We start from the raw sequence: 13288 nt of genomic DNA on the forward strand, positions 1-13288 counted from the left end.
TGGTCAATCATTCTCGAGAGGAATGTTGTTCGATGTCCACACCCACGAAGAAGCCCGGCTCCGCCACGGGCAAGCGGTCAAGACTGTACTGGGGTGTTCCTGCCGTTCTCGTAGCGCTGGTGCTGGTAGTGCTGCTTGCCAAGTGGATGACGGGCCTCCCGGCGGTTGCCTCTTTCCTGGCGGACTATCCTGGCCACTCAGAGCTTCCCGACGGTGCACCGGTAGGATTTCCTGCCTGGCTGGCATGGCAGCATTTCCTGAACGCTTTCTTCCTGCTCCTCATCATCCGCACGGGCTGGCAGGTGCGGACCACCACGCGCCCCAGCGGACACTGGACGCGAAATAACAAGGGCCTGATCAAGACCAAGACGCCCCCCACCAAGATCACGCTGGAACTCTGGTTCCACCTGACCCTGGACGCACTGTGGATCCTTAACGGCGTGGTTTTCGCGATCCTGCTGTTCGCCACGGGGCAATGGATGCGGATCGTTCCCACGAGCTGGGATGCCGTTCCGAATGCATTGTCAGCGGCCCTTCAATACGCGTCCCTGAACTGGCCTACCGAGAACGGCTGGGTGAACTACAACGCGCTCCAGCTGCTCACCTACTTCGTCACGGTTTTCATTGCCGCACCGCTTGCCTTCATCTCCGGCATCCGGACCTCCTCCGCCTGGCCGAAGAAGGCAGCCGCCCTGAACAAGGCCTACCCGATCGAGCTGGCGCGGGCTATCCATTTCCCCGTCATGATCTACTTTGTGGCGTTCGTTGCGGTGCATGTTTTCCTGGTCCTGGCCACGGGAGCCCTGCGCAACCTGAACCACATGTACGGCGGAAGCGACGACGCCGGCTGGTTCGGATTCTGGGTGTTCGCCGCGTCGGTTGCCGTTATGGTCGCGGCCTGGTTCCTGGCACGGCCCATCTTCCTGCGCCCCATTGCCTCACTGATGGGCAAAGTCAGCCGCTGAGCGCCGGCAGGCACCCCACAGTGGCCCGCTGGGGCCTCCTGACGCCACACAGCCGTCCTTGGCCCTCCTGAAGGTCTCCACGGCAAAGGCCGGGGTTCATCATGAACCCCGGCCTTTGCTGGAACGGCGGGCTGTTGGCCCCGTTGCTGGCTAGAGCTTGTCGAAATCGGCTTCGTCGACGGTCGATTCCGAAGCTGCGTGGGCACCGGATGCGCCGATGGCGGGCTTGGCGCCGCCGGACTTGAGCGCAGCCAGGCGAGCCTCGATTTCTACTTGCTCGCCAAGGTCCTCAAGCTGGTTGAACTGGGCGTCCAGGCTGGAGGCGGCAAGTTCCTGCTGGCCCCGGACCTTGGCCTCTTCGCGGCGGATCTTCTCTTCGAAGCGGCCCACCTCGCTGGTGGGATCCATGAAGTCGATGCTCTTGATGGCGTCGTGGACCTGGGACTGGGCCGCTGCCGTCTTGGAGCGGGCCACGAGCTCGTTGCGCTTGCTGGTGAGCTCGTTTAGCTTGCCCTTCATCTGGTCAAGGCCGGACTTGAGCTTGTCAACCACCTCGGTCTGGGACGCGATGCTGGGCTCAGCGCCCTTCGCCTCGCTCTCAGCAGCCATCTGGCGCTGCAGGGCAACCTTGGCAAGGTTGTCGAATTTCTCGGCGTCGACCACATCGCCGCTGCTGCGGTACTCGTCTGCTTTGCGTGAGGCTGCGAGGGCCTTGTTGCCCCAGTCGCGGGCGTTCTTGATGTCCTCGTGGTAGTCGTCCTGGAGCATGCGCAGGTTGCCGATGGTCTGGGCAACTGCGGATTCAGCCTCCGCGATGTTGTTGGTGTAGTCCCGGACCATCTGGTCCAGCATCTTCTGCGGATCCTCAGCGTTGTCCAGCAAGGTGTTGATGTTCGCCTTTGCGAGCTGCGCGATCCGGCCGAAAATGGACTGCTTAACCATGGTGTTACCTTTCGTCCTGCTCAGTGGTGGCCACTGAAATCAGTGAACAGTTGTTGTACCGCTTCTATCCGCCGCCGGATCGTTCCGGCTGGCGCTAGCTTTCATCCAACTAGAAATCCCCGCCGCCGCCGGAGTCTCCGCCCCAGCCACCGCCGAAGTCGCCTCCGCCGGAATCTCCGCCGCCCCAGCCGCCGCCGTCGCTGTGGCCGCCGCCCCAGCCGCCGCCACCGCCGCCGTTGAGGATGGAGTTGATGAGAATGCCGCCCAGGATGGCACCACCCAGCCCTCCTCCGCCACCTCCGCCGAACATTCCTCCGCCGCCATAGCCCTGGTTGGCATAGCCGCCAAAGTTGTCCACGTCGGCCTGGGCAAGCTGGGCCGCCTGTGCGGCCAACGCGTGGGCCTGCTGGGCATACGTGAGTGCCGTCACGGGATCGTTGCGCGAGATGGAAAGCGCGTAGTCGAGATTGCGCTGCGATTCAGCCAACCGGGTGCGGGCCTCCGTCCCTACTCCGCCACGCCGGGCAGTGATGTAGTCGGAGGTGGCGCTGATCTGGGCCTGGGCGGCCATGATGGTCTGCTGCAGCGAGGCCTGGGCGCGCCGGGCCTGCTCCTGCTGGTCCCGGATGCCGGTCAGAGCCTGGTCCAAGGCCTGATGGGCGCTTTCCACTCGGTCCAAGGTGGCGATGGGGTCAATCTTGCCGCCTTGGATCTCCGCTTTGACCTGGCCCAAGGCAGCCTCAACTCCGGCCACCGGGCCTGCCAGTTCGGGGTGGGCCCCGGACTGGATCATGGCCTTCGCCTGGGCTAGGTCCTGGGAAGTCTCGACGACGGCGGCCTCGAGGCCGTTACGGGCCTCGTCCAGGCTGGAGGAGACCTTGGCTATGGCGTCGAGGAGAACGTTGGTCTGGTGCAGGCTCTCTTCCGACGCCCGGACGGCGACGGCTGCCAGGCTGGCCTCGCCGGCAGAGAGCTTCTCCTGGGCTGCGGCCTCGGCGTTCTGCACAAAGGCCAGGCGTTCCTTTGCCTGGGTGATGTTGTCCGATACCTGTACCAGGGCGCTGTCTGCATACTTGGCGCGCAGAGCGGTCAGCGACTGTTCGGCACTGGCGATCTTCGCATCCGCCTCCTGCGCCCCTGCGCTGACAGCTGCCAAGGCCTGCGGGGCATTCTTCTCCAACTCCCGCAATGAATCGAAATCGGCCTTCTGCTCCTGCAGCGACGCCAGGGCGGCCTCGGAACGGCGGATGATTTCGCCCAGCCAGCTCCGCTGCTGCTCTTCGGTGTCCGGAATATGGTCGTCCAGCTGCTGCTGCAGCTTGAACGATTCGGACATGTGGCCCTTGGCTTCCGCCAGCGCCTTGGTGAAGTTGCCGATGGCGGCATCGCCGTACTGCGCCTGGGCAAACCCGAGTTCCTGCTCGCTGGACTTGATGGCGTCATCGGCCTCGATGATCAGGGAGCCGCTCTTGCGACGGAGTTCCTCCACACTGAGCGACGCCAGAGGATCCAGCTCCTGGCCCTGCGGGCCATAACTGGCGCTGGATGCTTGGGCCGCCTTCTTCCGCTTGTTGCGGAAGTAGAGGTAGGCGCCTGCCCCTCCGACAGCGACGACTCCGGTTCCGACCAGGACTGCGGTGCCGGCGCCGTCGCCGGGGACATTACCGCTGCCGCCGCCAGCGGCGTCGCCGATGGCCGCCGCAGCATCTATCGCGGCCTGGGCATAGTTGCCATTCGCAAGCTGCGGGCCGATGGCTTTGCTCTTGATGTTTTCAATTTGGGCAGTGGTGATCTTGCTGCCGCCCTTATTCAGGTTGTACTGCCTTGTATCGGTAGCAACGGCGAAGATCAGGGCATTGGATCCCAGGCCGGCCTGTTCGGCTACCTGGTCCGTCCAGGCTTCGCGCTCGTTGGGGCTTTCGAACTTCTTGACGGTAACGACGTGGAGCACCGTTGAGTGGTCGGTTCCAAGCTTCTTGATGGCAGCCTCAACTTTGGCTTTGTCGCCTCCCAGGACCCCGGCCGAATCGACAATCTTCGTGACTGGGTCCAGAGTCACGGGCGGTTCGGCCCAGGCCGCGCCAGCGGGAACCGCCAACAGCCCGGTCAGGCCGATCACGGCGAGAATACGTTTGAACTTTGACCGCATGTGCAACCCTTCAGCACGCCTGACACCGATTCGGGACGAATCAGTCGTCTCAGAATGCAGCAGCGCCCCCACGCGTGGTGTAAAGCCGCAGGTCGCTGTGGCAATTCCTCTTGATTCTATGGTGCACCTATTGGTGCGTCCACAACGGTGAATATGCCACCAGCGAAACGAACTGGGGGGCATGGCAAGTCGCTGGACAAACTCCCGGATCGTCATTCAGGAACCTCCCAGCTAACGTCCGCGCTAGTTCCAGCCAAGGAGTCCATAGTTAATACAGACGAGGATGAAAGGAAGTCCAATGACTGAGAACCCAACGCCGGGTGCAGCGCCTGAGAACCGGAATCCGGGCTCACGGCAGGTGCCGGAACCGCAGGACGGGCAGCAGCCTGAACAGCGGCATGGGGAAAGCCCTGCGCCGCTGCACGATCCCGCCCTGCACCATCCCAAGGCGGCCGCAAGCGGGGATCAGCGCGGTACCGAAGGCGCCGGCGCGGGTTCCGACGGGCACGATAATCCGACGGAGAGCCTGGACCGCCCGCAGGAGGGTGAACACCCCACCCAACAGCTTCCGGGGGCACCGCGTCCTGTCTATCCTCCGCGGGAACCGTTCTACGGCCAGCAGAACCCCGGCCAGCAGAACACCGCCCCACACAACCAGGGCCAGCACATTTACGGGCAGCACCAGAACCAGAATCCGGGCCAGTACCACCCCGGTCAGCAATACGCCCAGCACGGGGCCCATGCGGCATCGCCCGGCGGGCTTGGCACCACTCCGAATCCGGCTGATGCGCCTCGTAGGAAAGCAACGTTCGGCGTGGGCACGCTGGTGGCCAGCATCCTGGCCGCCGGCCTGGTGGGCGGCGGCGTGGCCACCGTAGGATCCGCGAACCTTTTCAACAACGGCTCCCCGTCCTCGGCAAGCAGCAGCAGCCAGCCGGAAACCGTCATCGTCAACAACAAGGACGACGTCAATGCCATCACGGCTGCGGCATTGAAAGCGTCCCCCAGCGTGGTGACTATCAGCGCCACGACTGGCAGCTCGGGCGGCACCGGCTCCGGCATCATCCTGGACAACGATGGTCATATCCTGACCAACACCCACGTGGTGACCTTGGACGGCCAGACAGCGAGTGCCGCCATTGAGGTCCGCACAAGTGCGGGCAAGGTCCTGACCGCCAAGGTTGTGGGCACCGATCCACTTTCTGACCTCGCAGTCATCAAGGTGGACGACCCCTCCGGCCTGACCGCAGCCACCCTTGGAGATTCTTCAAAGCTCAATGTGGGGGACACGGCCATCGCCATCGGTTCCCCGTTGGGTCTGACCGGCACGGTGACTGACGGCATTGTCTCAACGCTCAACCGGACCATCAGCGTTGCTTCGTCGGCGGCACCGAAGGATGGCGACAAGTCCCAAGGCGGAGATCAGGGCTTCCAGTTCGCACCTCCGGACGGCGGCCAGGGCCAGAACGCCACAGGCCAAGGCTCCATTTCCATCAATGTCATCCAGACTGATGCCGCCATCAACCCCGGGAACTCCGGCGGCGCGCTGGTCAACAGCAAGGGTGAGATCATCGGGGTCAACGTGGCCATTGCCTCGGCCGGTTCAGACTCGACCTCATCATCCCAGAGCGGGAACATCGGCGTGGGTTTCAGCATCCCCATCAACAACGCCAAGCGCGTTGCCCAGGAGATCATTGCTAACGGCAAGGTGTCCCACGGCCAGCTGGGCGTGAGCGTCAAGGACAAGTCCACCTCCGGTTCATCGTCCGGATTCTCCGTGGGGGCAGACGTCGCCACCGTCGAATCCGGTTCCGCGGCCGCCAAGGCGGGCATCAAGGTGGGCGACGTCGTGACCAGGTTCAATGACCTGACCATCAGCGATCCCAACCAGCTGACGGCCGCTGTCCGCGAACAGGCCGGGGGATCCACGGTGAAGATCACCGTCCTGCGCAACGGCCAGGAGCAGACGCTCGATGTCACGCTGGGTACCGCGCCCGACCAGTAGGAAGCACAGCAAAAGCAGCCCCCACGACGGCGGAGGTCACCTCAGACGGTGCCCCGCCGTCGTCGTTTTTCCTGTCCTGGCAAGGCAGGCTGACACAGGGGTTAACGGGACGGGCCCGGGGCCCGGCTATATGGTTAGCTAGAAGCTACCCGAACCCCGGGCGTTCCGCGGCCACGACCTCACCCGGCTGGCTATCCACAAGCATGGAAGGCTGCTGTAAATACAGTGGAAGAGACATTGAAGATCATCGTCCTGGTCAAGCATGTACCGGACGCGCAGTTTGACCGTCACCTCAACGGGGAGGGCTACACCACGGACCGCGACGAAAGCATCCTGTCCGAGCTGGACGAATACGCCCTGGAAGCCGCACTGCAGCTGGCCGAAGCCCGCGGCGGGAGTAAGGCCGGCAACCAGGTCATTGCCCTGAGCATGGGGCCGGCGGGTGCAGTGAACGCTGTGAAAAAATCGCTGCAGATGGGCGCCACCGAAGGTGTGCACCTCACTGACGACGCCCTGGCCGGCTCGGACGCAGCCGCCACGTCACTGGCCCTCGCAGCAGCCATCCGCCACCTCGGAGCGGGTGCCCCGGTGGACCTCGTACTCACCGGCATGGCATCCACGGACGGTGAAACGTCCCTTGTGCCGGCGCAGCTGGCGGAGCGGCTCAGTCTCCCGCAGGTCACGTTTGCGTCGTCCCTGGAGGTCGACGGCGGACGGCTCACCGCCCGCCGGGACGCCGATACCTACTCGGAGACTGTTGAAGCATCACTCCCCGCGGTGGTGTCGGTGACGGACCAGATCAACGAGCCGCGGTATCCCAATTTCAAGGGCATCATCGCCGCTAAGCGGAAGAGCATCACCACCCTCTCCCTCCAGGACATCGGAGTTGATCCCTCGCAGGTGGGCCGCGCAGGATCCTGGACCACGGTGACGTCTGCGGAGGAACGCCCGCCGCGCACCGCCGGAACAATCATCACAGACGAAGGCGACGCGGGTATCAGGCTCGTCGACTTCCTGGCCGCACAGAAGCTGCTTTAAGAGGGATCACAGACATGGCAAACGTACTCGTATTCATCGATAACCCGGGCGACGCCCTGAAGAAGAGCAGCCTCGAACTGCTGACCCTTGGGCGTTCCCTGGGCGAGACCGCCGTTGCCTTGAACGGCGAGCTGCACAGCGGCGTTTCGGCCGCGCTTGCCGAATACGGCGTCGGCGCGGTCTTCCGTCCGTCGGCCCAGGACCTGGACGACTATCTCGTGGCACCCAAGGCCGCCTATCTGGCCGCCGCCGTGGCTGCGACAGGTGCCGGCACCGTACTCCTGGACAACTCGCCCGAGGGCAAGGAGATTGCGGCGCGGCTGGGTATCCGGCTGAACGCAGGAGTCATCACGGACGTTGTGGCGGTTGATGCCGACGGTACAGCACACAAATCCGTCCTGGCGGGCTCGTACACCACTGCTGCGAAGGCCACGACGCCGGTTTCCGTGCTGACGGTGAAGGCCAACAACGTGACGCCGGAGCCGGCAACGGCTCCGAGTTCGCCCGAAGCGGCAACCATTGAGGTCCCGGCCGACAGCACGGCCGCGGCAGCACGTATCACTGAACGCCAGCAGAAGACCGCCAGCGGCCGCCCGGACCTGACCGACGCGCGGATCGTGGTGGCTGGCGGGCGTGGCCTGGACGGTGACTTCGGTCCGGTAGAGCAGCTGGCCGATGCCTTGGGCGCTGCCGTGGGAGCCTCCCGTGCGGCGACAGACGCCGGCTGGATCAGCCACGACGCCCAAGTGGGCCAGACCGGAAAGACGGTCTCGCCGCAGCTTTACATTTCCGTTGGCATCTCCGGTGCCATCCAGCAGAAGGCCGGAATGCAGACGGCGAAGGTCATTGTGGCCGTGAACAAGGACGCTGAATCGCCTGTCTTTGAGATCGCCGACTTCGGCATCATCGGGGACCTCTTTGACGTCCTTCCCCAAGCCACAGAAGAGATCAAGAAGCGCAAAGGCTGATCCTTGACTGACCATGCTGTTCCAGCGCAGAGCCCGTTCAACCCGGACAAGCACCGGGTTGAACGGGTGCTCTGCTTCGCAGCGCATCCGGACGACATCGATTTTGGTGCCGCGGGCACCATAGCTGCCTGGACGGCAGCCGGAGTGCAGGTCACCTACTGCATCATGACCGACGGCGACGCCGGAGGCTTCGATCCCGCCCACCGGGCGGAGATCATCGCTTTGCGGGCCGCCGAGCAGGAGCGGGCTGCGGGGCTCGTTGGGGTCACCGACATCCGTTACCTCAATGAGCGGGACGGCTTCCTCGAGCCGAACCACCAGGTGATGTTTGGTGTGGTGAAACTGGTCCGCGAAATCCGGCCCGACGTCGTCGTGGCAATGCATCCGGAGCGGAACTGGGGCAGGATCCAGAAGAGCCACCCGGACCACCTCGCGGTCGGGGAAGCCGTGACGCGAGCCGTCTACCCTGCCGTGGAGAACCCGTTCGCCTATCCGGAGCTTGCCGAATCAGGCTTGGCGGCCTACAAGCTGCCGTGGCTCTGGCTCTACGCGGGACCGGATGAGCGCGAGAACCACTTTGTGGACGTCACTGACCACGTGGAGCAGAAACTCCAGGCCATCCACGTCCACGTCAGCCAGCACCCCGATGCCGCCGCGATGGAAGCCGAGGTCCGCAAGGGAATGTCCGCGAATGCCAAGCGCGCCGGAATGGCTGATGGCCGCAGCGCAGAAGCGTTCCACGTCGTTACAGTCAACGGCCCGGGGACCATCGCCGGCTTCTAGGATTGCCACCTGTAACGCCTGTCATATGCGTCTCTCAGGCGCCCAGAGCGGCGTCGGCCACCGTAGGCAGCGTCGGGACGGCTGAGCCTCCCACCGGCTCCACCGTGATGCCGAGGGATGCGGCGGATGCGATTCCCTTCACGACGGCGGGTTTGGACAGTGCAGCTTCGTCCATCAGGCCCTGGGAAACCGGTGCTGAGCCATCCTTCGGGATCAGCCACATCTGGTAGACCTTGCCCGCCGGCGGGGCGGGCACGCCGTTCATCTTGACCACCGCTGCATCCTTCGACGGGGAGATCAGAAGGGTGGCGGTTCCACCGCCGGACACGTCCACGGATGCTTCGCGGACATCGTCGGCCCGGACAACCTGGTTCAGCGGATCATTCTGGTCCGCGATGTAGGCGCCTACGCCCACCCCGCCGAGTGCTATGACTGCCGCCGCAGCGACGCCCGCAAGCCAACGGCGTGCACCGGCCGGACGGCGTCGTTCTTCCCTGCGTTGCCTCAATACGGACAGATCATCGCCGTCCATGGTTGTTTTCTTGGGTTGCGGGGTCGGCTGGGCGGGCAGTTGCGACGCAATGCGCGCGAAGAGATCCACGGGTGGCTCCTCCTCGGCCGTGAATGTTGTCGCGAGCGTTTCACGGGCCTGGCGGACCCGCTCCAAGAAGGAGCTGCGCTCAGCTTCAGTCGCGGAGGAGATGTACTCATCAATGGCGGAGCGCTCGGCATCTGTCACGGCGTCCAGGGCATACAGCTCAGCCAGTTCCACGGCACGCCCTGAAGCCAGGTCCGTGGCAACGGCGTCGCCGAACGAGCCCGGCCGTCGGTTGCCTTCAGAATTGTTCATTTCCGTCATCTCAACTCACCCCCAGGCATGTCTTCAATCGGATCAGTCCGTCGCGAATGCGGGACTTGATGGTGGGCACTGCGGCGTTCAGCTGCTCCGCAACTTCCCGGTACGTGAGGCCGCCATAGTAGGCAAGCCGAACGGATTCTTGCTGCGTAGCGGTCAGTGTTTCCAGGCATCGGACCACCGCCTCCGCCTCAAGCTTGTTTCCTACCTCATCAGATACGGAATCGTGATCGATGTCCTGGGTACTGGCCCCGTACCGGGCTTCGCGGTCGGTGGAGGACTGTGTAGAACGTACTTTGTCCACGGCACGGCGGTGCGAAATTGTCATCAGCCACGAGAGCGGGCTCCCGGCCTCGGGATTGAAGTTCGCGGCGTTTTGCCAGACCTGCAGGAAAACCTCCTGGGTGGCGTCTTCACTGAGTTCGGGGTCGACCAGGACTCTCCGGGCCATACCGAAGACCCTGCGCGAAGTCAGCTGGTAGAACTCCGCGAACGCGGCCTGGTCGCCTTGGGCGATGCGGCCGAGCAGGCCAGCCAGGTGCCGGCCGACGTCGGCAGGCGACTCTGTGACGGCGGCCGGGGCCTCGACCTTTGGCGCATTGGGAGTTTCCATCACTTTCCAGCATAGGTCTCCTGGCGGTGAACCAGCTGCGTCATTGGCAGTGGCAGCCGACCCCTGCGGTTCAGTGGAGTGTTCCCCTTCCAGTAGTGTCACCTGCCGCTCCTCGCCGACCATGGAATGTCTCATGAGTGATTCGGTGCAGCCATGGTTCCGGATTGCTCCGGGACGTCGTGCTGGTTCGCCCGGCTGGACGCTACGGTTACAGAATTTTCCGTATCGTGTGCTCAAAAGCCAATGGTGGCTCCTATTGACGCTTAGTGATGTGCAACATATTATTGCATCAACACTAATATATCAGTGCGTGATAATAAGTATTTTAGATGTACTGCCTGACGTAAGGAACAACACCTATGGAGCCATTGAGCCAGTCGCTGGAGCAGGTTGACCTCGAAGTGCAACAGGCTGTTGCCCGGGAACTGTTCCGCCAGCAGTCCACGCTGGAGATGATCGCGTCCGAGAATTTCGCGCCGGCCGCCGTCATGGAGGCGCAGGGCTCGGTCCTCACCAACAAGTATGCCGAGGGCTACCCGGGCAAGCGCTACTACGGCGGCTGCGAGCACGTGGACGTTATTGAGCAGCTGGCCATCGACAGGGTGAAGACCCTGTTCGGTGCGGAGTTCGCCAACGTCCAGCCGCACTCAGGAGCCCAGGCAAACGCCGCGGCAATGTTCGCGCTGCTGGATCCGGGCGACACCATCATGGGCCTGGATCTGGCCCACGGCGGCCACCTGACCCATGGCATGCGCCTCAACTTTTCCGGGAAGCTCTACAACGTGGTCCCGTACCACGTAAGCAAGACCGATCACCTCGTGGACATGGCTGAAGTGGAGGCCCTGGCCCTGGAGCACCGCCCGCGCATGATCGTGGCCGGCTGGTCTGCGTACTCCCGTCATCTCGACTTCGCCGAGTTCCGCAGGATCGCGGACCTCGTGGACGCGTACCTCATGGTGGATATGGCCCACTTCGCCGGCCTCGTGGCGGCGGGGCTCCACCCCAATCCGGTGCCCTATGCCGACGTCGTCACCACCACCACGCACAAGACCCTCGGAGGCCCGCGCGGTGGCGTCATCCTCGCGAAGGAACAGTACGCCCGCAAGATCAACAGCGCAGTGTTCCCCGGCCAGCAGGGCGGCCCCCTCCAGCACGTCATCGCTGCTAAAGCGGTGGCCTTCAAGATCGCCGCCTCCACCGGGTTCAAAGAACGCCAGGAACGCGTCCTGCAGGGATCCAAGCTGCTGGCCGAGCGGCTGCTCCGCCACGACGTTGCCGCGTCGGGCATCTCCGTGGTCAACGGCGGCACCGATGTGCACCTGGTCCTGGTGGACCTGCGGAACTCTGAACTGGACGGACAGCAGGCCGAAGACGCCCTGCACCGGATCGGCATCACGGTCAACCGCAACGCCGTGCCCTTCGACCCCCGCCCGCCCATGGTCTCTTCCGGCCTCAGGATCGGAACCCCGGCCCTTGCCACCCGCGGCTTCGGCGCCGTCGAATTCGCCGAAGTAGCGGACATCATCGCGACGGCGCTCATCGCCGCCGCCAGTATCGGCGGAAACACCGACGGCAGCTCCGGTGACGGAACCCTCAGTGACGCCACCGCCGTCGAACTCCGCGCCCGGGTCACAGCCCTGTCCGAGCAGTTCCCCATCTACTCGCATCTTTCCCAGGACGGGAGCGGCACCGAGATTGCCGCGTTCGAGGCTGAAATGATTGGAGGGGCCCAGTGAGCACCCACCACCTCCCGGAACACCCGGATTTCCTCTGGCGGAACCCGGAGCCCAAGTCGTCCTATGACGCCGTCATTGTGGGCGGCGGCGGCCACGGCCTGGCCACGGCCTACTTCCTGGCCAAGAACCACGGGATGACCAACATCGCCGTCCTGGAGAAGGGCTGGCTGGCCGGCGGCAACATGGCCCGGAACACCACCATCATCCGCTCCAACTACCTCTGGGACGAGAGCGCTGCCATCTACGAGCACGCGCTGAAGCTCTGGGAAATCCTGCCGGAGGAGCTCGAATACGACTTCCTGTTCAGCCAGCGCGGTGTCATGAACCTCGCCCACACCCTGGGTGACGTGCGCGAAAGCATGCGGCGAGTGGGAGCAAACAAGCTCAACGGCGTGGACGCTGAATGGCTGGATCCGCAGCAGGTCAAGGAACTCTGCCCCATCCTGAACATCAACGACAACATCCGCTACCCCGTCATGGGAGCCACATACCAGCCGCGCGCAGGCATCGCCAAGCACGACCACGTCGCCTGGGCCTTCGCCCGGAAATGCGACGAACTGGGCGTGGACATCATCCAGAACTGCGAGGTCACCGGCTTCCTGAAGGACGGCAACCGCGTCGTCGGCGTCAAAACCAACCAGGGCACCATCCACACCGAAAAAGTCGGCCTTTGCGCCGCCGGACACAGCTCCGTGCTGGCCGAGATGGCTGGGTTTCGGCTGCCCATCCAGTCCCATCCACTGCAGGCCCTGGTCTCCGAACTGCACGAACCTGTCCACCCCACCGTGGTCATGTCCAACCACGTGCACGTCTACGTCTCCCAGGCCCACAAGGGGGAGCTGGTGATGGGCGCCGGCGTTGATTCCTACAACGGATACGGCCAGCGCGGCTCCTTCCATGTGATCGAGCACCAGATGGCAGCCGCCGTCGAACTCTTCCCGATCTTCGCCCGGGCCCACGTGCTCCGGACCTGGGGCGGCATCGTGGACACCACACTCGACGCCTCGCCCATCGTCGGCACCACCCCGGTGGAAAACATGTTCGTGAACTGCGGTTGGGGGACCGGCGGCTTCAAAGGAACACCCGCCGCCGGGATGACGTTTGCGCACACCATCGCTACCGGGGCCCCGCACAAGCTGAACAGGCCGTTTGCGCTGGAACGCTTCGAGACCGGTGCACTGATCGATGAACACGGCGCCGCCGCCGTGGCCCACTAGCCGCCGTCCATCAGAA

11 protein-coding genes are annotated in these 13288 nt (G+C 64.1%); 7 read left to right on the forward strand and 4 right to left on the reverse strand.

Going from position 1 to position 13288, the window contains the following annotated elements; translation table 11 throughout:
- Nucleotides 1-32: 32 nt before the first annotated feature.
- Entirely contained in the window at nucleotides 33-965 is a 933-nt protein-coding gene (locus QFZ30_RS05430) for a cytochrome b/b6 domain-containing protein (protein ID WP_307074198.1), read from the forward strand.
- Between the two features lie 150 nt (nucleotides 966-1115).
- Here the strand turns inward: QFZ30_RS05430 and QFZ30_RS05435 are convergent, their stop codons facing one another.
- Together QFZ30_RS05435 and QFZ30_RS05440 are read right to left on the reverse strand one after the other, a co-directional pair.
- Nucleotides 1116-1907, reverse strand: coding sequence for a PspA/IM30 family protein (locus tag QFZ30_RS05435; RefSeq protein ID WP_307074200.1), 792 nt, complete (start codon nucleotides 1905-1907; stop codon nucleotides 1116-1118).
- A 109-nt stretch (nucleotides 1908-2016) separates the two neighbouring features.
- Nucleotides 2017-4056 (reverse strand): TPM domain-containing protein, encoded by a 2040-nt coding sequence (locus QFZ30_RS05440; RefSeq protein WP_307074202.1) that lies wholly within the window; start codon nucleotides 4054-4056, stop codon nucleotides 2017-2019.
- Between the two features lie 298 nt (nucleotides 4057-4354).
- Here QFZ30_RS05440 and QFZ30_RS05445 point away from each other — a divergent pair, with 298 nt between their 5' ends.
- The 4 genes from QFZ30_RS05445 (at nucleotide 4355) to QFZ30_RS05460 (ending at nucleotide 8850) form a co-directional block, all read left to right on the forward strand.
- The gene (locus QFZ30_RS05445; protein WP_307074204.1) at nucleotides 4355-6061 is read left to right on the forward strand and encodes a S1C family serine protease; all 1707 of its coding nucleotides are present in this window, start codon (nucleotides 4355-4357) and stop codon (nucleotides 6059-6061) included.
- A 237-nt stretch (nucleotides 6062-6298) separates the two neighbouring features.
- Nucleotides 6299-7099 carry an electron transfer flavoprotein subunit beta/FixA family protein gene (locus QFZ30_RS05450; protein ID WP_307080064.1) on the forward strand — a complete coding sequence of 267 codons (801 nt, stop codon included), beginning with the start codon at nucleotides 6299-6301 and terminating at the stop codon, nucleotides 7097-7099.
- Between the two features lie 14 nt (nucleotides 7100-7113).
- On the forward strand, nucleotides 7114-8067 hold the full coding sequence (locus QFZ30_RS05455; RefSeq protein ID WP_307074206.1) for an electron transfer flavoprotein subunit alpha/FixB family protein: 954 nt from the start codon (nucleotides 7114-7116) through the stop codon (nucleotides 8065-8067).
- Between the two features lie 3 nt (nucleotides 8068-8070).
- Nucleotides 8071-8850, forward strand: coding sequence for a PIG-L deacetylase family protein (locus tag QFZ30_RS05460; RefSeq protein WP_307074208.1), 780 nt, complete (start codon nucleotides 8071-8073; stop codon nucleotides 8848-8850).
- Nucleotides 8851-8884: 34 nt separating this feature from the next.
- Here QFZ30_RS05460 and QFZ30_RS05465 read toward each other — a convergent pair whose 3' ends face one another.
- Together QFZ30_RS05465 and sigK are read right to left on the reverse strand one after the other, a co-directional pair.
- Nucleotides 8885-9709, reverse strand: coding sequence for an anti-sigma factor (locus tag QFZ30_RS05465; protein ID WP_307074210.1), 825 nt, complete (start codon nucleotides 9707-9709; stop codon nucleotides 8885-8887).
- 1 nt (nucleotide 9710) lies between these two features.
- A complete protein-coding gene (sigK, locus tag QFZ30_RS05470; RefSeq protein WP_307074212.1) occupies nucleotides 9711-10319 on the reverse strand; it encodes an ECF RNA polymerase sigma factor SigK in 609 nt (202 codons plus the stop codon).
- A 359-nt stretch (nucleotides 10320-10678) separates the two neighbouring features.
- On the opposite strand from sigK, the gene glyA reads away from it, so the two are divergent.
- Entirely contained in the window at nucleotides 10679-12055 is a 1377-nt protein-coding gene (glyA, locus tag QFZ30_RS05475; protein ID WP_307074214.1) for a serine hydroxymethyltransferase, read from the forward strand.
- Entirely contained in the window at nucleotides 12052-13272 is a 1221-nt protein-coding gene (locus QFZ30_RS05480) for a sarcosine oxidase subunit beta family protein (RefSeq protein WP_307074217.1), read from the forward strand. The genes glyA and QFZ30_RS05480 overlap by 4 nt, the downstream gene beginning before the upstream one ends.
- Nucleotides 13273-13288 lie beyond the last annotated feature (16 nt).

It is taken from the genome of Arthrobacter pascens (assembly GCF_030815585.1).
GTDB lineage: Bacteria > Actinomycetota > Actinomycetes > Actinomycetales > Micrococcaceae > Arthrobacter > Arthrobacter pascens_A.